The 20096-nt window shown below is 56.0% G+C and carries 18 protein-coding genes; 7 read left to right on the top strand and 11 right to left on the bottom strand.

Translation table 11 applies throughout. The features are described from left to right. Positions 1 to 2 precede the first annotated feature (2 nt). Positions 3 to 1286 (bottom strand): cystathionine gamma-synthase family protein, encoded by a 1284-nt coding sequence (locus tag RAC65_RS10735; RefSeq protein WP_375096683.1) that lies wholly within the window; start codon positions 1284 to 1286, stop codon positions 3 to 5. Positions 1287 to 1520: 234 nt separating this feature from the next. On the opposite strand from RAC65_RS10735, the gene hpt reads away from it, so the two are divergent. Further along, positions 1521 to 2066, top strand: coding sequence for a hypoxanthine phosphoribosyltransferase (gene hpt / locus RAC65_RS10730; protein ID WP_006117719.1), 546 nt, complete (start codon positions 1521 to 1523; stop codon positions 2064 to 2066). A gap of 59 nt (positions 2067 to 2125) precedes the next feature. Here the strand turns inward: hpt and can are convergent, their stop codons facing one another. After that, on the bottom strand, positions 2126 to 2791 hold the full coding sequence (gene can, locus RAC65_RS10725) for a carbonate dehydratase (RefSeq protein ID WP_033740288.1): 666 nt from the start codon (positions 2789 to 2791) through the stop codon (positions 2126 to 2128). Positions 2792 to 2897: 106 nt separating this feature from the next. Between can and RAC65_RS10720 the strand changes: the two genes are divergently transcribed. Both RAC65_RS10720 and RAC65_RS10715 read left to right on the top strand, forming a co-directional pair. Further along, positions 2898 to 3824 (top strand): ABC transporter ATP-binding protein, encoded by a 927-nt coding sequence (locus tag RAC65_RS10720; RefSeq protein ID WP_039338705.1) that lies wholly within the window; start codon positions 2898 to 2900, stop codon positions 3822 to 3824. Beyond that, positions 3821 to 4591 (top strand): ABC transporter permease, encoded by a 771-nt coding sequence (locus RAC65_RS10715; RefSeq protein ID WP_006117722.1) that lies wholly within the window; start codon positions 3821 to 3823, stop codon positions 4589 to 4591. The genes RAC65_RS10720 and RAC65_RS10715 overlap by 4 nt, the downstream gene beginning before the upstream one ends. A 51-nt stretch (positions 4592 to 4642) precedes the next feature. Here the strand turns inward: RAC65_RS10715 and panD are convergent, their stop codons facing one another. From panD to thpR, 9 genes are all read right to left on the bottom strand, one after another. Next, positions 4643 to 5023 carry an aspartate 1-decarboxylase gene (panD, locus tag RAC65_RS10710; RefSeq protein WP_033740289.1) on the bottom strand — a complete coding sequence of 127 codons (381 nt, stop codon included), beginning with the start codon at positions 5021 to 5023 and terminating at the stop codon, positions 4643 to 4645. 51 nt (positions 5024 to 5074) lie between these two features. Beyond that, positions 5075 to 5929 carry a pantoate--beta-alanine ligase gene (gene panC / locus RAC65_RS10705; protein WP_375096682.1) on the bottom strand — a complete coding sequence of 285 codons (855 nt, stop codon included), beginning with the start codon at positions 5927 to 5929 and terminating at the stop codon, positions 5075 to 5077. A gap of 15 nt (positions 5930 to 5944) precedes the next feature. Further along, positions 5945 to 6739: a 3-methyl-2-oxobutanoate hydroxymethyltransferase gene (panB, locus tag RAC65_RS10700; RefSeq protein ID WP_110267841.1), complete on the bottom strand. Its 795-nt coding sequence runs from the start codon at positions 6737 to 6739 to the stop codon at positions 5945 to 5947. Positions 6740 to 6822: 83 nt separating this feature from the next. Next, complete coding sequence (gene folK / locus RAC65_RS10695; RefSeq protein ID WP_375096681.1) at positions 6823 to 7308, bottom strand: 2-amino-4-hydroxy-6-hydroxymethyldihydropteridine diphosphokinase; 486 nt, start codon at positions 7306 to 7308, stop codon at positions 6823 to 6825. After that, entirely contained in the window at positions 7305 to 8723 is a 1419-nt protein-coding gene (pcnB, locus tag RAC65_RS10690) for a polynucleotide adenylyltransferase PcnB (protein ID WP_203232196.1), read from the bottom strand. Before pcnB ends, folK begins: the two co-directional genes overlap by 4 nt. A 38-nt stretch (positions 8724 to 8761) precedes the next feature. Beyond that, positions 8762 to 9691 (bottom strand): tRNA glutamyl-Q(34) synthetase GluQRS, encoded by a 930-nt coding sequence (gene gluQRS, locus RAC65_RS10685; protein WP_375096680.1) that lies wholly within the window; start codon positions 9689 to 9691, stop codon positions 8762 to 8764. 70 nt (positions 9692 to 9761) lie between these two features. Then, positions 9762 to 10217 carry an RNA polymerase-binding protein DksA gene (gene dksA / locus RAC65_RS10680; RefSeq protein WP_006117731.1) on the bottom strand — a complete coding sequence of 152 codons (456 nt, stop codon included), beginning with the start codon at positions 10215 to 10217 and terminating at the stop codon, positions 9762 to 9764. Between the two features lie 247 nt (positions 10218 to 10464). Next, positions 10465 to 11169 (bottom strand): DNA/RNA nuclease SfsA, encoded by a 705-nt coding sequence (gene sfsA / locus RAC65_RS10675; RefSeq protein ID WP_375096679.1) that lies wholly within the window; start codon positions 11167 to 11169, stop codon positions 10465 to 10467. 11 nt (positions 11170 to 11180) lie between these two features. Beyond that, positions 11181 to 11708, bottom strand: coding sequence for an RNA 2',3'-cyclic phosphodiesterase (gene thpR, locus RAC65_RS10670; RefSeq protein ID WP_033740295.1), 528 nt, complete (start codon positions 11706 to 11708; stop codon positions 11181 to 11183). A 36-nt stretch (positions 11709 to 11744) separates the two neighbouring features. Here thpR and hrpB point away from each other — a divergent pair, with 36 nt between their 5' ends. From hrpB to fhuC, 4 genes are all read left to right on the top strand, one after another. Continuing rightward, positions 11745 to 14240, top strand: a complete 2496-nt coding sequence (gene hrpB, locus RAC65_RS10665) for an ATP-dependent helicase HrpB (RefSeq protein WP_375096678.1) — start codon at positions 11745 to 11747, stop codon at positions 14238 to 14240. Positions 14241 to 14323: 83 nt separating this feature from the next. Beyond that, on the top strand, positions 14324 to 16855 hold the full coding sequence (gene mrcB, locus RAC65_RS10660) for a bifunctional glycosyl transferase/transpeptidase (protein ID WP_039338694.1): 2532 nt from the start codon (positions 14324 to 14326) through the stop codon (positions 16853 to 16855). A gap of 197 nt (positions 16856 to 17052) precedes the next feature. Next, complete coding sequence (gene fhuA, locus RAC65_RS10655) at positions 17053 to 19254, top strand: ferrichrome porin FhuA (protein WP_375096677.1); 2202 nt, start codon at positions 17053 to 17055, stop codon at positions 19252 to 19254. A gap of 39 nt (positions 19255 to 19293) precedes the next feature. Further along, positions 19294 to 20088, top strand: coding sequence for a Fe3+-hydroxamate ABC transporter ATP-binding protein FhuC (fhuC, locus tag RAC65_RS10650; RefSeq protein ID WP_039338691.1), 795 nt, complete (start codon positions 19294 to 19296; stop codon positions 20086 to 20088). The last annotated feature ends 8 nt before the right edge of the window (positions 20089 to 20096 follow it).

Here is a 20096-nt window from a genome sequence, read left to right as displayed (position 1 = left end):
TATCAGGCCTGCGCCAGCGCCAGACGGATATCCTCCACCAGATCCCCGGCGTTCTCGATACCGATGGATAAGCGTATCGTCGCGTCGGTGATCCCGATGCGCTGACGCACTGTATCCGGCACGCCAGAATGGGTGGTGGTGGCAGGATGGCTGGCAAGCGATTCTGTCCCGCCCAGACTGACGGCCTGTTTAAACAGCGTCAGGGCATTCAGGAAACGAAACGCTGCAGGTTGTCCGCCGACAATGTCAAAAGAGAAGGTTGAACCGGCCCCGGTGCATTGTTCCCGATAGGTTTTGCCTGCCGGGCTGTCTGCATCCAGATACGGTAACCAGTGCAGGGCGGCGACATCAGGGTGTGTACGTAAAAAGGCGGCGACGGTTTCAGCGTTATGACAGGCTTTTTCCATGCGCAGCGACAGCGTTTCCAGCGAACGGCCAATCATCCAGCTTGAATGCGGATCAAGCTGAGTGCCAATAGCGCTACGCAGAGCGCGGATCGGCGACATAAGTGTTTTGTTTCCCATCACCGCACCCGCAATCAGGTCAGAGTGACCGCCCACGTATTTTGTCAGGGAATACAGCGATAAATCCGCGCCCAGCGTGAGCGGTTGCTGAAAAATCGGCCCCAGTAAGGTGTTATCACAGGCGACGACCGGGCGTGAACCCTGCTGACGGTCGATGTCGTCCGCAATACGGGCCATCAGCGCGATATTCACAAGGCTGTTCGTCGGGTTTGCCGGCGTTTCCACCAGGATCATGGCGACGCGTCCCTGCGCCATCGCACGCTGGGCGGCCTCGCGCACTTTGGCTTCATCATGCCCGTCAGTGAAACCCACCGCACGAATATCAAGGTTGTGCAGGGTTTTACTGAGCAGCGTTTCCGTACCGCCGTACAGGGGCTGGGAATGCAAAATCACTTCCCCTGGTCGCGTAAAGGTCAGCAACGCCGTCGAAATGGCCGCCATGCCGGAGGCAAACAGCGCGCAACTTTCTGCCTGTTCGTAGAGAGCGAGGCGGTCCTCAACAATCTCACTGTTGGGATGATTAAAGCGGGAATACACCAGTCCGCCACTTTTACCTTCGGGAGGCTGACGGCGGCCGGAAACATAATCAAAAAAATCGCGGCCTTCTTCTGCACTGTTAAACACAAAGGTGGAGGTCAAAAAGACGGGCGGTTTCACGGCCCCTTCAGACAGGCGCGGATCATAACCGTAGTTCAGCATTTGTGTTTCGGGATGCAGTGGGCGGTCGCCGACGTGCGTTTTTTTACTTGAGGGTGAAGTCATTGAGATCTCCCAATAAGGTCGCTAACTGCATAACGATATGTCGATAAAATCGTATCATGCAGCTATTAATGCGGCTAAATGCCGGGTTGTTCTAAGGTAATGCTGTTTGTGCAACTGCCTGCGCGCAGGTGAAGATTTTTAGTGCACGTAAACGTTTGCGTTCTCTGCGCGGCGTCAGTAGGGACTTCTGTTATGGTAGACTGCGTGGCTTTGTGAGAGACCGGGCTGAAGGCAATGAAACACACTGTTGACGTAATGATCCCTGAGCAGGCAATCGCCGCGCGCATCGCGGAACTGGGCAAAGAAATTACCGACCACTACCGCGACAGCGGCAGCGATATGGTGCTGGTAGGGCTACTTCGTGGCTCATTTATGTTTATGGCGGATTTATGCCGCGTGATTGACGTGCCGCACGAAGTGGATTTTATGACCGCCTCCAGTTACGGCAGCGGGATGTCCAGCAGTCGCGATGTCAAAATCCTCAAAGATTTGGATGAGGATATCCGCGGTAAAGACGTGTTAATCGTTGAAGACATCATTGACTCAGGCAATACGCTCAGCAAAGTGCGGGAAATCCTGCGTCTGCGGGAGCCAAAATCTCTGGCCATCTGTACGCTGCTGGATAAGCCTGAACGCCGTGAAGTCGACGTTCAGGTTGAATTCGTAGGCTTTGCTATCCCTGATGAATTCGTGGTGGGCTTTGGCATCGATTATGCGCAGCGTTATCGCCATCTGCCTTACATTGGCAAAGTGGTTCCCCTCGAATCCTCAGGCGAGTGACCGCACATTCTTCCAAGGCTCTGACCTCTGGATTCGTGTAGGCTTGTCGCGCGCGAGCGTCAGGGGCGGTGAAAATCGCCACTGACTAACAGGTTAGCCATGCCGTGACGATAGCGTTGCTCCAGGTTTTCGCGGCTGTTCGCGGTAACATTCAGGTTACGCAGGCAGCCATCCTGAATACCGTAGACCCAGCCATGTAGCGAGACTTTACGTCCACGCTTCCAGGCCGATTGCAAGATGGTGGAATGCCCCAGATTGTAGACCTGCTCAACAACGTTGATTTCGCAGAGTTTATCCAGACGTTTATCGGGCGGCAGTTCACCCAGCAACACGCTATGCTTGTACCAGAGATCGCGAATGTGCAGCAGCCAGTTATCAATGAGCCCTAACTCCGGGTTATCCATGGCAGCCTGCACGCCACCGCAGCCATAGTGGCCGCACACGATGATGTGTTCAACTTCCAGCACTTCAACCGCGTACTGCACCACAGAAAGGCAGTTAAGATCGGTATGGATAACCAGGTTGGCAACGTTACGGTGGACAAACAGTTCACCTGGCTCAAGACCGGTCAGACGTTCTGCGGGGACGCGACTGTCTGAACAGCCAATCCAAAGGAAACGTGGTTTTTGCGCCTGAGCCAGTCGCTCAAAAAAACCAGGATCTTCTTTGACCAGTAATCTGGACCACTCGCGGTTATTACTGATCAGGGTATCAATGTCTGTCATGGCGTTAAGCAACCTGTTACTGCGCATTTGCGTGCGCGTACTATAGGCGAAGGCTTCCTAAATTCAAACGGCATTACAATGCCATAAAACAGGGTATGTATTCAGAATGACCTATGCACTGGAACTTTCCCGGCTGACCAAGACCTATCCCGGCGGCGTAAAGGCGCTCAAGGGCATCGATCTTAACGTCGAAGCCGGTGATTTTTATGCGCTACTGGGACCCAACGGCGCGGGCAAATCGACCACCATCGGGATTATCAGTTCGCTGGTGAATAAGTCTGAAGGCAGCGTCCGCGTCTTTGGTTACGATCTGGAAAAAGATGTCGTCAATGCCAAACGCCAGCTGGGCCTGGTGCCGCAGGAGTTCAATTTCAACCCGTTCGAGACGGTCATGCAGATCGTGGTGAACCAGGCCGGTTACTATGGTGTCGAGCGCCGTGAGGCCCTTCAGCGGGCCGAAAAGTACCTTAAACAGCTCGACCTGTGGGAGAAGCGTCACGAAAGGGCGCGCATGTTGTCTGGCGGGATGAAGCGCCGTCTGATGATCGCCCGTGCTCTGATGCACGCGCCTAAACTGTTGATTCTGGATGAACCTACCGCCGGGGTGGATATTGAACTGCGTCGGTCGATGTGGGTTTTCCTGAAAGATTTGAATGCGCAGGGGACGACCATCATTTTGACGACTCACTATCTTGAAGAAGCGGAAATGCTGTGCCGCAATATCGGCATTATTCAAAATGGTGAACTGGTTGAAAACACCTCAATGAAATCCCTGCTGTCGAAGCTCAAATCCGAAACCTTCATTCTGGATCTGGCCCCGCGCAGCCCGTTACCGTCGCTGGAAGGGTTCCAGTACCGGTTAGTGGATACCTCGACGCTCGAAGTTGAAGTCCTGCGGGAGCAGGGGCTGAACAGCGTGTTTAGCCAGCTCAGCGCACAGGGCGTTCAGGTTCTCAGTATGCGTAATAAAGCGAATCGTCTGGAAGAGCTGTTCGTCGGCCTGACGCAAGGAAAAACAGGAGCAAAAGCATGACACATTTGTACTGGGTGGCGTTAAAAAGCATCTGGGCCAAAGAGGTGAACCGGTTCGCCCGCATCTGGATCCAGACGCTGGTGCCGCCCGTGATCACCATGACGCTGTATTTTATCATCTTCGGTAACCTTATCGGTGCGCGCATCGGCGATATGAACGGCTTCAGCTATATGCAGTTCATTGTGCCAGGGCTCATTATGATGTCGGTGATCACCAATGCGTATGCCAACGTGGCATCGTCGTTCTTTAGCGCCAAGTTTCAGCGCAATATTGAAGAGTTGCTGGTGGCACCGGTACCGACGCACATTATTATCGCTGGCTATGTCGGCGGCGGCGTTGCGCGCGGGATCTGTGTCGGTGTGCTGGTGACCGCCGTTTCGCTGTTCTTTGTGCCGTTTCATGTGCATTCATGGCTGATGGTGGCCATTACGCTGCTGCTAACCGCGGTACTGTTCTCGCTGGCGGGACTGATTAATGCGGTGTTTGCCCGCACGTTTGACGATATCAGCCTGATCCCCACGTTTGTGCTGACACCGCTAACGTATCTGGGCGGCGTGTTTTATTCGCTGACGCTGTTACCGCCCTTCTGGCAGGCAGTATCAAAACTTAATCCGGTGGTTTATATGATCAGCGGTTTCCGCTTTGGCTTTCTGGGCATTCACGATGTTCCTCTTACCTTGACCATGTCGGTACTGATTGCCTTTATCGTGGTGTTTTATATCGCCGTGTATTTTCTGATTCAGCGGGGCCGCGGATTGCGGACCTGATACCGGCGAAAAAAAAGCAGCGTTAGCGCTGCTTTTTTTATGCGACCAGACTCAGGCCAGCTGCACCGGCAGCGCTTTCGCCAGACGCTTCATCTGGTTATCACCTTCAAAGTAGGCCACTTTAGGCTGCCACTGGCGCGCTTCTGCATCATCGACCTGGACATACGAGCAGATAATCAGGATGTCGCCTTCACAGGCACAGCGCGCGGCCGCACCGTTGACCGAAATGATTTTCGATCCGCGTTCAGCGGCAATGGCATAAGTAGAGAAACGCTGACCGTTGGTCACGTTATAAATATCGATAGCTTCATATTGCAGGATGCCAGAAGCATCAAGGAAATCCTGATCGATGGCGCAGGAGCCTTCATAGTTGAGGTCCGCCTGCGTGACTTTAACGCGATGCAGTTTGCCTTGTAAAACCGTGCGAATCATAGTCAGAAACCTTGTTATACAGCCAAAAAGAGTGACCCTCAGCCTGCAAGACTACTGCGTGAGGTCTACCTGTTGATTATCGATCAGCCGTGCGTTCCCCAGCCAGGCGGCCATTAACACGACGGCCCGCTGACTGTCCACCGTCAGAGGCTGCAGCGTTTCCGCATCACAGATGGCCAGGCCATCCGGACGCAATCCTTTTTCCTGCAGCGACCGCGTTGCGTCTTCAATAATATCGTCAATCTGCCGTTCACCATTAGCCAGTCGGGCGGCCATCGCATTCATCACCTGGCTCAGGCCAGGTGCCAGCTTACGCTCATCTTCAGTGAGGTAGCCGTTACGTGAACTCAGGGCCAGACCGTCCCTGGCTCGCACCGTAGGCACGCCGACAATCTTGATATCGAACCCCATGTCTGCCACCATTTTACGAATGATGGCTAACTGCTGGAAATCTTTCTCGCCGAAGCAGGCGATATCGGGCTGAACCAGATTAAACAACTTGCTGACGATGGTCGCCACGCCGCGAAAATGGCCGGGACGACTGGCGCCTTCCAGTAAAGATGAAAGCACCGGCACTTCGACAAAGGTCTGATTAGCCAGCCCGTGTGGATACACCTCAGCAGGCGAGGGCGCAAAGACGACATCCACCGCATGGCGGTTCAGTTTCTCACAGTCTTCCTGCAGCGTGCGCGGGTAGCGCGCCAGATCGTCAGGCCGATCAAACTGCATCGGGTTAACGAAAACCGACACGATCACAATATCGGCCCGCTCACGCGCTTCATCTACCAGCGTTAAATGCCCTTCGTGCAGATTGCCCATCGTGGGCACTAACGCAATACGTTTACCTTGCTGACGCCAGCGGCGCACTTCACGGCGCAGCATGGGCAGAGTGTCGATGATCAGCACTGCCATTCTCCTGAATTACTGGAAACTGTGTTCCGCTGCGGGGTAGCTTCCTGCTTCAACCTCAGCAATATAGCGGCGAATGGCGGCACGGATGTCGCCTGTCTCCGCCAGAAAATTTTTTGCAAATTTAGGGATATGTCCACCGGTAATGCCAAACGCATCGTGCATCACCAGAATTTGCCCATCAGTCACGTTGCCTGCGCCAATACCAATTACCGGAATCGCCAGTGCCTGCGTTACGCGCTGGGCCAGGGCCACCGGTACGCATTCCAGCACCATCAACTGTGCGCCTGCGGCCTCAAGCGCCAGCGCGTCAGCCATAAGCTGCTCTGCACCGGCTTCATCACGTCCCTGCACTTTATAGCCGCCAAAAATATTTACGGACTGTGGCGTTAAGCCCAGATGACCACACACGGGCACGGCGCGTTCGGTCAGCATGCGCACGCTGTCGGCCAGCCATGCGCCGCCTTCCAGCTTCACCATATTGGCCCCGGCGCGCATGAGCTGCGCCGCGTTATCAAAAGTTTGCTGTGGTGTGGCATAACTCATGAAAGGCAAATCGGCTAACAGGAGCGCGTGAGGCGCACCACGACGGACGGCGGCGGTATGGTAAGCAATATCATTTACCGTGACGGGCAGCGTGGAATCATGACCCTGCACCGTCATGCCAAGCGAGTCACCAACCAGCAGAACCTGAATGCCTTCGTCAGCAAACAGGCGGGCAAAACTAAAATCGTAAGCGGTCAGCGTCGCGAATTTTTTACCGCTCGCTTTGCACTGACGCAGATGAGAAAGGGTGGTGGGTTTCATGACGATCTCAGCTCAGAAATTCAGATGAACGCATTTTACTGTATCGCGTTGCTGAGCGGAATCTGTGACGCGCGAATAGATGGTCAGCTGTGCCAGGGACGGATGCTGGCGCAGTCAAGCGTTGCCATAATCGGCTGGAGCGGACGGCCATCAGGCAGGCGCACATCGGGCGCAATTTCCAGCAGCGGCACCAGCATAAACGCACGGTTCAGCATATCGTAATGGGGGACGATCAGGCGTTCGCTGTGAATCTGCTCTGAACCAAACAGCATAATATCAATATCCAGCGTGCGTGGCCCCCAGCGCTCGGCTTTGCGCACCCGGCCATGTTCCCGCTCGATGCGCTGCGTCTCATCCAGTAAGGCCTCAGCCGACAAGGTGGTCTCAAGGGCTACCGCCGCATTGAGATAATCGGGCTGATCGGGTGGGCCATAAGGTGGCGTGCGGTAAAAGGACGAGGTGGCGATGCGCTGAACATCGGTGAGCGCATCCAGCGCTGACAACGCTGCATCAATCTGATGCAGCGGATCGGCAAGGTTACTGCCTAATGCCAGATAAACGCGCGTCATGACGCGTTAGAGTTATCACGACGGGGCGCGGAAGAACGACGACGCGGGCGGCGCGTACGGCTGCGCGGTGCCGGATCGTCTCCCAGCGTGTTGAGCATGGTTTTCTGCTGCGGCGGCGCAGCGACCTGGAACTCTCCCCACCACTTACTCAGGCGCAGCAGCTCCGGGTTATTTTCCACTTCAGCCCGCAGCGCCAGCAGATCATAAGCCGCACGGAACTTCGGATGCTCCATCAGCTTCCAGGCGCGTTTACCGTGACGACGGGACATGCGTAACTGCAACTGCCAGATATCACGAATCAGCGACGTAATGCGCTTAGGAATGGCCAGCGCGCGGCAGGCTTCATCCAGCGTATCATTCATCGCCAGGGCAAACGCATCGTAATAAGTCAGGCCGCTTTCCTGCGCAATGCGCTCGGCGGCTTCAAGCTGCGGATACCAGAACATGGCCGCGAACAGAAACGCCGGATTGACGCGCATATCATTTTGAATGCGGTTATCCGTATTCTTCAGCACCTGGGCGAGCATGCGCTCCATATGGCTGTCGCCCTGTTCGGTAAAGTTGCGTGCCAGCGTAGGGAACAGCGGCTGGAATAACTGATATTCACACAGTTTTAGCCAGGTGCTGTAGCCATAACCGGCCTGAAGCAGCTTTAGCGACTCTTCAAACAGGCGCGCAGCAGGTACATCGCGTAACAGCGATGCCAGGCGGGGAATGGGCTCTGCCGTTTCAGGAGCAATGCGCATATTCAGTTTGGCCGCGAAACGCGCGACGCGCAGCATGCGCACCGGATCTTCGCGATAGCGTGTTTCCGGATCGCCGATCAACCGAATGATGCCTTGTTGCAGATCGTTCAGGCCACCAACATAATCCCGCACCGAAAAATCGGCCACGCTGTAATACAGGCTGTTAATGGTTAAATCACGCCGTTGGGCATCATCTTCAATACTGCCGAAAATATTGTCCCGTAGCAGCATACCGCTCTGGGCACGCTGGGAATTGTTGTGATCTTCGCTGTTCTCTTCAATCTGATGATGACCGCGGAACGTAGCCACTTCGATCACTTCCGGACCAAACATCACATGTGCCAGACGAAAACGGCGGCCAACCAGACGGCAGTTGCGGAACAGTTTACGCATCTGCTCCGGCGTGGCGTTTGTGGTCACGTCGAAGTCTTTAGGCTTCTGCCCCAGCAGTAAATCGCGAACGCCACCGCCCACCAGGTAGGCCTCATAACCGGCTTTATTCAGACGATACAGCACCTTGAGGGCATTTTCGCTGATGTCTTTACGTGAGATGGTGTGGCTTTCACGAGGAATGATGGTCATATGACTCTCAGGTTCAACCTCTGCTGGTGCTTCCTCGTCATCACGCTTCAGGACTTTCCGGCAAAAATTAGCGACTCGGGTAAAAATGGGACACCTCGACAGTGACAATTAGGGTGTAGGTAAAATCAGCGGCTAATCATAGCCTGTTGTGAATCATTTGAGAATGCTGTTGTCCATGCATCCGCTCTCAGGGCGTTATCATGCGGTATCAAAGCGATATTCCACTGCTTCACAGCATCAGACAGCAGTTTCTCCTGAGAATCGTCCTGCCAGCCTTCGCTGACCGGCTGTCCCAGAAACCGTAAGGCCTGCACCAGGCACGGGCGCGGATCGCCATCCGGCAGCGCGGGCGCATGATTTTGCTTAGAAAGTTTGTGTCCGTCAGCAGTGATGGCCAACGGCAAATGCAGATAATCCGGAACGGCCCAGCCAAACTGTCGATAAAGGGCAATCTGCCGCACCGTCGGCTCGATTAAGTCTGCGCCACGCACGATCTCGGTGACGCCCTGATGATGGTCATCAACCACCACGGCCAGATTGTAGGCAAACAGGCCGTCGCGACGATGGATAATAAAATCCTCTTCAGCCAGCCGCCGATCGGCCACAAGCGTGCCCCGTAACCGGTCTTCAAACTGGAAAACCGGCGCATGCTGACGCAACCGCAGTGCCGCATTCTCCGGACCTGAACCTGCATCCCGGCAGTGCCCGTCGTAAAAACCACCCAGCTGCTGAATGCGGCTTCGGCTGCAGGTGCAGTAATAACTCTGCCGGTGCGCTCTTAACCACTGCAGGGCGTCCCGATAAGCGTGATGGCGCTGTGACTGCCACATGACTTCACCGTCCCAGTGCAAACCGTACTGTTCTAGCTGACGCAGAATACGCGTGGCGGCTCCTGCGACTTCACGGGGAGGATCAATATCCTCAATGCGTACCAGCCAGCGGCCATGCTGCGCGCGTGCGCTAAGGTAACTGCCTAAGGCAGCGATCAGCGATCCAAAGTGGAGTTCACCAGAGGGAGACGGCGCAAAGCGCCCGATACAGGATGAGAATGCCATAGGTTTCATGAACCAGACGGCGGAAAAAGAGGGCCTTTTCCCGCCGCATGGCTGCAGTCAGACGGCAACATTAGCCCGCCATTTGCTTCTCACGAATTTCTGCCAGTGTCTTACAGTCGATGCACAGATCGGCCGTCGGACGCGCTTCAAGACGGCGGATACCGATCTCAACGCCACAGGAATCGCAATAGCCAAAGTCGTCATCTTCAACTTTCTTCAGCGTTTTTTCGATCTTTTTAATGAGCTTGCGCTCGCGATCGCGGTTACGCAGTTCCAGGCTGAATTCCTCTTCCTGAGCGGCACGGTCAACCGGGTCCGGAAAGTTAGCGGCTTCATCCTGCATGTGTGTAACGGTGCGATCAACTTCGTCCCGCAATTGATTACGCCAGGCTTCCAGAATCTTGCGAAAATGGTCCAGTTGCGCGTCATTCATATACTCTTCGCCCGGCTTCTCCTGATAAGGCTCCACCCCAGCGATGGCGAGAATACTCAGGGACGATGTTTTACGGTTTTGCCCTTCTTGCATGTTGTTTCTCCTGGATAACACGCACTATACCCTTCGATTGCCATCGGCCAGTATATTCACACTAACCTTCATTGATGACGCACTCTTGGGTACATCGATCCCCCAACGGGGAAAAACAGGCCGCTATAAATAACAGAAGCCGTCAAGGTTGGCAATTATTCCTGCGCCCATCTTGACAAGCCTGTGAGGAACAGCGTAGTTGGCCCCTGACAGAAGATAGTCCTATCACAGAAGGATGCCACTGATATTACAACGTTACGTCAACAGCCGTTGTAATAAACATGCCTTCTGATGACAGTTCTGCCCGGTACGCCAAAATTTCCACGCCACTCAGCCGCGCCTGTACCAGTTGTTCTGCGTAAGCCGCATCGATGTGACGCGCCGGGGAAACGTCCTCAATCCCCGAGTGCAGAACGGCAAACAACAAAACGGCCCGATGACCTTCTGCCGCAGCCTGACTCAGCTCGCGCAGGTGTTTTTGTCCTCGAATCGTCACCGCATCCGGAAAATAGCCTTTACCTTCCTGTAAAAGCGTTACGGATTTCACCTCAATATAGCACTCAGGTCGGTCCTGTGCTGTAAGCAGGAAATCAATTCGACTTTTTTCGCTGCCGTATTTTACTTCAGCCCGACACGCTTCGTAGCCCGACAGCGGCAGAATTCGGTTTTCGCTTAACGCCTCCTTTACCAGTTGATTCGCGCGCAACGTATTCACGCAAATCCAGTGGCCTTGCTGCGTCTCGGTCATCTCCCAGCTGTGCGGGTACTTGCGTGTCAGGCTGTTGGACGTGGAGTACCACACGGTATCACCCGGCGTTGCACAGCCGGTCATGGCGCCGGTGTTGGCACAATGGATGGTGAGCGTTTCGTCTTCTGGCGTAATGACATCCGCCAGAAAGCGTTTGTAACGGGTAATCAGACGTGCCGGTTTGAGGGCGGGGGAAAAAAGCATAGGGCTCCTGATTATGACTGTAACGGCCAGGTGGCCAGTGTCCGGTAGCGCGTCCGCCCTTTTACGTACTCTGAGGCAAAAAGCGAAAACTGACTGGCCGTAAAGCGCCAGAGAAAGCCGCGAGGGGGCAGGGCAACGGGTTGCGTTGCCGAGCGCAGCAGGGTGATGTGTGGATGAAAAGGCTGAGCGGGCTGCTCACAGCCGTGCCGGGCGGCCTGGGCGCGCAGCAGACTTGCCAGCTGCAGCAATCCCCGGGGTGGGCGCTGACAGCCCAGCCAGACCACGCCGGGGCGCGGCCAGTGCCCCGCATCATCTAACGTCACATCAAAAGCAGGCTGATGGATGCGCGAGGCCAGGGTTTGCAGCTGTTTTGAGGTCTCCGCTGAGACCTCGCCCAAAAAAGCCAGCGTCAGATGAAGGTTCGCGGCCGCAATCGGGCGACCTGCCTCCTCACTGAAGGTATCAGCTCGCCACTGCACCAGTTGCTGTTGCAGGTCTTCGGGTGGGGCAATAGCAAAAAATAAGCGCTGTAACGCCATGGCGGTCTCCGGTAATCCTCACGGATGAGTGCTACAATGCGCGCCATCTTAACACAGCCATTAGCGGAGTTTTTGGTGAGTGATCTCCCCGTCAGCGCGGTGTTGCCTGACCTGCTGAGCGCCCTTGATCAGGCCTCGAACGTCCTGCTGGCTGCGCCTACCGGCGCAGGTAAATCCACCTGGTTACCGCTTCAGCTGTTACAGCACAAGGCGCTGTCAGGGCGCATTATCATGCTGGAGCCACGCCGACTGGCCGCACGCAACGTGGCGCAGCGGCTGGCTGAGCTACTGGGCGAACAGCCCGGCGCCACGGTGGGTTACCGCATGCGCGGCGAAAACTGCAGCGGACCCATGACCCGGCTTGAGGTGGTGACCGAAGGTATTCTGACGCGCATGTTGCAGCAGGATCCGATGCTGGATGGCGTGTCGCTGGTGATTCTGGATGAATTTCATGAGCGCAGCCTGCAGGCGGATCTGGCGCTGGCGCTGTTACTGGATGTTCAGCAGGGATTGCGTGACGATCTGAAAATTTTGCTGATGTCAGCCACGCTCGATAATACTCGCCTGGCGACGCTGCTACCGGACGCGCCGCTGATCGCCTCAGAAGGTCGCAGCTATCCGGTCGAACGGCGTTATGCTCCGTTGAGTCCGAGCCTGCGTTTTGACGAGGCGGTAGCGCGTGAAGTCGCGCAGTTGCTTCGACAGGAAAGCGGCTCGCTGCTGCTTTTTCTGCCCGGCGTGGCAGAGATAGCGCGCGTAAAACGCGAGCTGGAAACCCGTGTCGATGAGGATGTCGATTTAACGCCGCTTTATGGCGCGCTTCCGCTGGCCGCTCAGCAGCAGGCTATTTTGCCTGCCGCCCCCGGACGCCGCAAAGTGGTGCTGGCGACCAATATTGCCGAAACCAGCTTAACGATCGAAGGTATTCGTCTGGTCGTGGACAGTGCCCAGGAGCGGCGCGCGCTGTTTGATGCACGCAGCGGCGTGACGCGGTTGCAGACTCAGCGCATCAGCCAGGCGTCGATGACGCAGCGCGCCGGACGTGCCGGACGACTGATGCCGGGCATCTGCCTGCACCTGACTTCACAGGAGCAGTCGGAACGGGCGCCTGCACAGGGCGAAGCCGAAATCCTGCACAGCGATCTCGCGTCATTGTGGCTGGAACTGCTGCAGTGGGGCTGTACAGACATCGACCAGCTACAGTGGATCGATCGGCCACCCGAAAAGCACTTACGGGCAGCGCAGCAGCAGCTGATGCGCCTTGGAGCGCTGGATGAATCAGGACGACTGAACACACAGGGCAGACGCATGGCGCAGCTCGGCAGTGATGCCAGGCTGAGCGCTATGTTATGTGCCGCAGGGCGTGATGCCGATGCGGTGGCCAGCGCGGCACTACTCGTCGCCGTGCTGGAGGATCCGCCCCGCGCGGGCAGTGTCGATCTACGTGATGTTCTCTGTCGGCCTTTACCGCACTGGTTGCGGCGCGCGCAGTACTGGCAAAAACGCCTTGGCGTCACAGGCGGACGGGTCGATGACGCGCATTTTCCCGCGTTGTTAACGGCGGGATTTCGCGATCGTCTGGCGCGCCGACGTGATAACAGCGGACGCTATCAGTTAGCCAACGGACTGGGGGCAGGGCTGGACGAACAGCAGGCGCTCACGCGTTACGAATGGCTCATTGCGCCTGTCTTATTACAGGGCAGCAGCGCCCCCGATGCACGTATCCTGCTGGCCCTTCCCGTCGACCTTGCGGCATTGACGCAGGCCTGTCCACAGCTTGTCGAACAGCGTACCGACGTGGAATGGGATGACGAGAAGGGCACGTTGCGCACCTTACGCCGTGAGCAGATTGGCGAACTGATACTGAAGACTCAGCCGCTTGCCCGACCAGATGCCGAGGCGTTACAGGCCGCGCTGCTACGCTGGGTCGCTAAAAAGGGGTTATCGGTACTGGGATGGACGCCGGAGGCTGAGCAACTGCGGTTACGTATCCAGTGTGCCGCCCAGTGGCTGCCCGAAGAGAACTGGCCCGCCGTCGATGAGGCCAGCCTGCTTGACTCGCTGGATCGCTGGCTGCAACCGCAGATGAGCGCCGTGCGGGATCTGAAGAGTCTGCAGTCGGTCAATCTGGTCACTGCGCTCTTACATTTGCTCACATGGTCACAACGTCAGCGGCTGGATACTGTGCTGCCAACTCATTACACTGTGCCCACCGGAAGTCGGCTGCCGATTCGCTATGATGCAGATAAACCGCCCGCGCTGGCGGTGCGTATTCAGGAAATGTTTGGCGAAGCCAGTAATCCTGCTGTCGCAGAAGGTCGCGTGCCGCTGGTGCTGGAGCTGTTATCGCCCGCCCAGCGTCCCTTACAGATCACCCGCGATCTGGCGGCGTTCTGGCGCGGTGCCTATAAAGATGTGCAAAAAGAAATGAAAGGGCGTTATCCCAAACATCCCTGGCCCGACGATCCGGCCTCCGCAATACCGACCCGGCGGACGAAAAAGAATACGTCACAGGGCGGGCCCGCTGTTTAATTCAGAGGGTTCTGCCATGCGACAGTGAAGAAAGCAGTTAGAGTAGCGGCGCAGCCGTAAGCTATGCCTGGAGAATGAAACCAATGTCTGGGAACGATCGCGAACCTATTGGGCGCAAAGGAAAACCGTTGCCACCGCGCAACAGCGCCCGCCGTGGGCGGCGCAGAGACATCGATAGTGATGTCGCTCAGGACGATTTTGATGATGATTACGAGGAGGAAGCGCCGGTGCCACGTAAAGGTAAAGGTGGAAAACCGCCGCGCGGCAAACGCCGTTGGCTGGGATGGTTTATTAAGCTGTTCCTGGTATTTGTAGTGGTCATGGCCGCGTGGGGCGTATACCTCGATTCGGAAATTCGCAGCCGCATTGACGGTAAAGTGTGGCAACTGCCCGCTGCTGTCTACGGTCGTATGGTCAGCCTCGAACCTGGCATGGCCTACAATAAAAGCGAAATGATTGCCCTGCTGGAAGGCACGCAGTACCGCGAAGTCTCGCGCATTACGCGTCCGGGAGAATTCTCGGTCAAAGGTAACACCATTGAACTGCTGCGTCGTCCGTTTGATTTCCCGGACAGCAAAGAAGGGCAGATTCATGCCCGAATGACATTCAGCAAAGATGAGCTGAGTGAGATTAAGAACGTCGAAACCGGGCGTGATTTTGGTTTCTTCCGGCTTGATCCTCGTCTGATTACGATGCTGCAGTCACCCAATGGTGAACAGCGCTTGTTCGTTCCCCGTGCCGGTTTCCCTGATCTGTTGGTGGATACCTTAATCGCAACGGAAGATCGCCACTTTTATGAGCACGACGGCATCAGCCCGTACTCCATTGGCCGTGCCTTCCTGGCGAACATCACCGCCGGAAAAGCGGTGCAGGGCGGCAGTACGCTTACCCAGCAACTGGTCAAAAACCTGTTCCTGACTAATGAGCGTTCGCTGTGGCGTAAAGCCCGTGAAGCCTATATGGCCGTGATCATGGATGCCCGTTACAGCAAAGATCGTATTCTGGAGCTTTACCTGAACGAGGTGTATCTCGGTCAGGCAGGTAACGATCAGATCCGCGGTTTCCCTCTGGCCAGCCTCTACTATTTTGGCCGCCCGGTTGACGAGCTGAGTCTCGATCAGCAGGCGATGCTGGTGGGCATGGTGAAAGGGGCGTCGCTCTATAACCCATGGCGTAACCCGAAACTGGCCCTGGAACGACGTAATCTGGTGCTGCGCCTGCTGCAGCAGCAGAAAGTGATCGATCAGGAACTGTACGACATGCTGTCGGCCCGTCCGTTGGGCGTGCAGCCGAAAGGCGGTGTGATTACGCCACAGCCTGCCTTTATGCAGATGGTGCGTAATGAGCTTCAGGCAAAACTGGGCGACAAAGTCAAAGATCTGTCGGGCGTGAAAATTTTCACCACCCTGGATCCGGTTTCTCAGGATGCGGCCGAAAAAGCCGTTGTAGACGGTATTCCCACCCTGAAAAAACAGCGCGGTCTGAAAGATCTGGAAACCGCAATGGTGGTCGTTGACCGCTTTACGGGTGAAGTTCGCGCGATGGTCGGTGGGGCTGATCCGCAGTTTGCCGGGTATAACCGCGCGTTGCAGGCGCGCCGATCCATCGGCTCGCTGGCGAAACCGGCCACCTATCTGACCGCGCTGAGTCAACCCAACACTTACCGCCTGAACAGCTGGATTGCGGATGAGCCTATCGCGCTGAAACAGCCGAATGGCAGCATCTGGAAACCCATGAACGACGACCGGCGCTTTAGTGGCAAAGTGATGCTGGTCGATGCGCTGACGAACTCCATGAACGTGCCAACGGTTAACCTGGGCATGACGCTGGGACTGAATGCGGTGGTGGACACCTGGACGAAGCTGGGTGTGCCTAAAGATCAGCTGAATCCGGTTCCGGCGATGTTACTGGGCGCACTCAACCTGACGCCTGTGGAAGTGGCTCAGGCCTTCCAGTCCATTGCCAGCGGCGGGAATCATGCAGAGCTGTCAGCCGTGCGTTCGGTCATCGCGGAAGACGGTACCGTGCTGTACCAGAGCTTCCCGCAGGCGCAGCGCGTAGAACCGGCACAGGCGGCTTACTTAACGCTGTATACCATGCAACAGGTCGTCGATCGCGGTACCGCCCGGGCGCTGGGGGCACGTTTCCCGAATGCGCACCTGGCAGGGAAAACCGGCACCACGAACGATCTGGTCGACAGCTGGTTTGCCGGGATTGATGGTAAAGAAGTGGCGATCACCTGGGTTGGCCGTGATAACAACCAGCCGACCAAACTCTATGGTGCCAGCGGGGCGATGCAGATTTACCGCCGCTACCTGGACAATCAGGCTCCGATGCCGCTGCAGCTTACTCCGCCGGAAGATGTGACGATGATGAACATCGATACTGCGGGTAACTTTGTTTGCGGTTCAGGAAGCAGCACATGGCGCACGCTGCCTGTCTGGACGCTGGATCCGAATGCGCTCTGCCAGCAGCAGCAACAGCAGGTTCAGCAAATGCAGCAACAGCAGCAGATGCAGGACCAGCAACAACAGCAGTTACAGCAGCAGCAACAGCAGGAACAAAAAGACAGCAACGGCGTTGCCGGCTGGATAAAAGATATGTTCGGCAAATAACCCGTCAAACGCGGATGAAAAAGGCACTTCGGTGCCTTTTTTATTCCACATCAAAACCCCTTGTTATCGCCCGTGACACGACGCCACGCCGGGGAATTCTGCTTGCAGAAATTGCGAGACTTCGCATATTATCCAATCGTTATAATAATCATTATCGTTTCGATTCGCTTAATCATCCCCATTTGAGAGACACCTTCATGACAGCGCGTGCTTTCCCTTTTGCTTCTCCATCCGGCGTATTTACGCGTCGGCCTCTGGCTTTGATGATTGCCCTGGTGACCAGCGGCGCAAGCGTAATGGCTTACGCTGAACAAACGGTGGTGGTATCTGCAAATGGCGGTGGTGCGGTAGCGCAGGAAAACGCGTGGGGCCCGGCGGCCACCATCGCCGCAAAACACAGCGCCACCGGCACCAAAACGGACACGCCGATTGAAAAGAATCCGCAGTCGGTTTCTGTGGTGACACGTGAAGAGATGGAGATGCGCAGCGTCACCAGCGTGAAGCAGGCCTTTAATTACACGCCGGGTGTGCTTACCGGTAACCGCGGCAGTTCAGGCGTCTATGATGCGTTGTCAATTCGCGGTTTTAGCGAAACCAACACCAACCAGTATCTCGATGGGTTGAAGCTGCAGGGCGACAACTACTCGGAATTCGCTATTGATCCCTATTTCCTGGAGCGGGCTGAGCTGCTGCGCGGGCCGGTGTCGGTGCTGTACGGTAAGAGCAACCCGGGCGGTGTGGTCGCACTGGTCAGTAAACGTCCCACCCAGGAAACGCTGCGTGAAGTGCAGTTTCAGATGGGCAATCACAATCTTTACTCCACCGGCTTTGATTTTGGCGGTGCGATCGATGACGCAGGCGTTTACAGCTACCGTCTGACAGGCCTGGCGAGCAGCCAGGATGCCCAGCAGGCGAACAACAAGCAAAAGCGCTACACCATCGCGCCGTCCTTCAGCTGGCGACCAGACGAAAACACCCGTCTGGATCTGCTGACCTACTTCCAGAATGAACCGGACACGGGTTATTACGGCTGGTTACCGCGTGAAGGCACTGTCGTGCCCATTACGCGTCCTGATGGCAGTCAGTACAAACTGCCCACCAACTTTGATGAAGGGGAGAAGAGCAATCGCATCTCCCGTAACACCAAAATGGTCGGCTACAGCTTTGAACACCGTTTTGATGAGACCTGGACGGTACGCCAGAACCTGCGTTATGCCGAGTTAACGACGGATTACCGCAGCATTTATGGCAATGGATTTAACGCCGCCACACAGGAAATCACGCGAGGTTATGCCACTTCAGACGAAAAACTGAATGAGTTCGCCGTCGATAACCAGGCACAGGCAAAATTTGCAACCGGTCAACTCGACCATACGCTTTTGCTTGGTGTGGATTATCAACGCATGCGTAATGATATCAACGCAGCGTTTGGTTCAGCATTTCCTTTGAATGCGGTTGCTCCTCAGTACGGTAATGATTCGCTTAACGGCACGCCTTTCCCCTATCGTTATCTGAACAAACAGGAACAAACCGGCCTTTACGCGCAGGATCAAATGGCGTGGGATCGTTGGGTGCTGACGTTAGGCAGCCGTTATGATTACGCGATGACATCTGCGTTAAATCGCGACACCAATACCGAAGTCAAAAATCATGATCAGGCCTTCACCTGGCGTGGCGGCGTAAACTACGTTTTCGATAACGGTATCGCGCCTTATTTCAGTTATAGCGAATCCTTTATCCCAACGGCCGGGACGACAGTGAGCGGGCAACCTTTCGACCCATCGCGCGCTAAGCAGTACGAAACGGGGGTGAAATATGTGCCGAAAGATCGTCCTGTCGTGGTTACGGCTGGGATTTATGAACTGACTAAGTCCAAAAATTTAACAGCCGATCCTGACCATACCCTTTTCCGCATCCAGAGCGGCGAAATCCGTTCTCGCGGTGTCGAACTGGAAGCCAAGGCGGCCCTCAATGCCAACGTCAACCTGACCGCGTCTTATACCTACACCGATGCTGAATATACGGAAGATACACAGCTCAAAGGCAAAACCCCGGTGCAGGTGCCTAAGCACATGGCCTCGCTGTGGAGCGACTATACCTTCCATGAAACGGCGCTGTCCGGCGTAACGTTGGGCGCGGGCATCCGTTATGTGGGCGAAACACAGGGATTATACAGTGCGGGTCCCGACGTGAACCAAAACTTCACCGTCGCGGGTTACACTACCGTCGATGCCGCGTTGAAATATGATTTAGGCCGTTTTGGTTTGCCTGGCTCAACGGTTGGCGTTAACGTTAACAACCTGTTTAACCGTGACTACGTTGCCAGTTGCTACCGTGAATACGCGTGCTACTGGGGCGCAGAGCGACAAATTGTCGGCACCGCCACGTTCCGGTTCTGATCGATGAGGGCGCTTCGGCGCCCGTTTACAGGGATAACCATGCAGCTTCCGCAGTACCAACAGACCGCCTTCCGACTGGATAACGCCAGCTTTCGCGTACCGGGCCGTACGCTCCTTCATCCCGTTTCTCTCGCTTTTACGCCAGGTAAAGTCACCGCGCTGATTGGGCACAATGGTTCAGGGAAATCCACGCTGTTAAAAATGCTGGGGCGGCATCACGCGGCCAGTGAAGGGCGGGTTCTGCTCAACGAACAGCCTGTTGATCGCTGGAGTAGCAAAGCGTTTGCCCGTGAGGTCGCCTATTTGCCGCAGCAGTTACCGGCTGCGGAAGGCATGACGGTACGTGAGTTGGTGGCCATTGGGCGTTATCCCTGGCATGGTGCGCTGGGGCGCTTTACGCAGGACGATCGCGAGCGGGTCGCGCAGGCAATCGCGCGGGTTGGACTAACGCCATTCGCCTCGCGGCTGGTCGACAGCCTCTCTGGTGGTGAGCGCCAGCGTGCATGGCTGGCAATGATGGTCGCTCAGAACAGCCGCTGCCTGTTGCTGGATGAACCTACCTCTGCGCTGGATATTGCCCACCAGGTGGATGTGCTGGCGCTGATTCAGACGCTGAGCCATGAACATGGCTTAACGGTCATTACCGTCTTACACGATATTAATATGGCGGCTCGCTATTGTGACCATCTGGTCGCCTTGCGCGGCGGCAAACTGATTGCAGAAGGTGGACCAGAACACATTATGCAGGCAGATGTGTTGCAGGCGATTTACGGTATCCCAATGGGCATCTTCCCCCATCCTGGCGGCGGCGCGCCGGTGAGTTTTGTGTGTTAAGGATACGA

This window comes from Pantoea sp. BS_8 (assembly GCF_041954965.1).
Classification (GTDB): Bacteria; Pseudomonadota; Gammaproteobacteria; order Enterobacterales; family Enterobacteriaceae; genus Pantoea; species Pantoea stewartii.
Note: the sequence above shows the minus strand (reverse complement) of the source record. Positions and strands in the feature narration are given on the sequence as shown.

Excerpts from the sequence above, each read along its gene's own strand:
- RAC65_RS10735 (WP_375096683.1), bottom strand. The coding sequence starts at position 1,286 with ATGACTTCACCCTCAAGTAAAAAAACGCACGTCGGCGACCGCCCACTG.
- hpt (WP_006117719.1), top strand. The coding sequence starts at position 1,521 with ATGAAACACACTGTTGACGTAATGATCCCTGAGCAGGCAATCGCCGCG.
- can (WP_033740288.1), bottom strand. The coding sequence starts at position 2,791 with ATGACAGACATTGATACCCTGATCAGTAATAACCGCGAGTGGTCCAGA.
- RAC65_RS10720 (WP_039338705.1), top strand. The coding sequence starts at position 2,898 with ATGACCTATGCACTGGAACTTTCCCGGCTGACCAAGACCTATCCCGGC.
- RAC65_RS10715 (WP_006117722.1), top strand. The coding sequence starts at position 3,821 with ATGACACATTTGTACTGGGTGGCGTTAAAAAGCATCTGGGCCAAAGAG.
- panD (WP_033740289.1), bottom strand. The coding sequence starts at position 5,023 with ATGATTCGCACGGTTTTACAAGGCAAACTGCATCGCGTTAAAGTCACG.
- panB (WP_110267841.1), bottom strand. The coding sequence starts at position 6,739 with ATGAAACCCACCACCCTTTCTCATCTGCGTCAGTGCAAAGCGAGCGGT.
- folK (WP_375096681.1), bottom strand. The coding sequence starts at position 7,308 with ATGACGCGCGTTTATCTGGCATTAGGCAGTAACCTTGCCGATCCGCTG.
- gluQRS (WP_375096680.1), bottom strand. The coding sequence starts at position 9,691 with ATGGCATTCTCATCCTGTATCGGGCGCTTTGCGCCGTCTCCCTCTGGT.
- dksA (WP_006117731.1), bottom strand. The coding sequence starts at position 10,217 with ATGCAAGAAGGGCAAAACCGTAAAACATCGTCCCTGAGTATTCTCGCC.
- sfsA (WP_375096679.1), bottom strand. The coding sequence starts at position 11,169 with ATGCTTTTTTCCCCCGCCCTCAAACCGGCACGTCTGATTACCCGTTAC.
- thpR (WP_033740295.1), bottom strand. The coding sequence starts at position 11,708 with ATGGCGTTACAGCGCTTATTTTTTGCTATTGCCCCACCCGAAGACCTG.
- hrpB (WP_375096678.1), top strand. The coding sequence starts at position 11,745 with ATGCGCGCCATCTTAACACAGCCATTAGCGGAGTTTTTGGTGAGTGAT.
- mrcB (WP_039338694.1), top strand. The coding sequence starts at position 14,324 with ATGTCTGGGAACGATCGCGAACCTATTGGGCGCAAAGGAAAACCGTTG.
- fhuA (WP_375096677.1), top strand. The coding sequence starts at position 17,053 with ATGACAGCGCGTGCTTTCCCTTTTGCTTCTCCATCCGGCGTATTTACG.
- fhuC (WP_039338691.1), top strand. The coding sequence starts at position 19,294 with ATGCAGCTTCCGCAGTACCAACAGACCGCCTTCCGACTGGATAACGCC.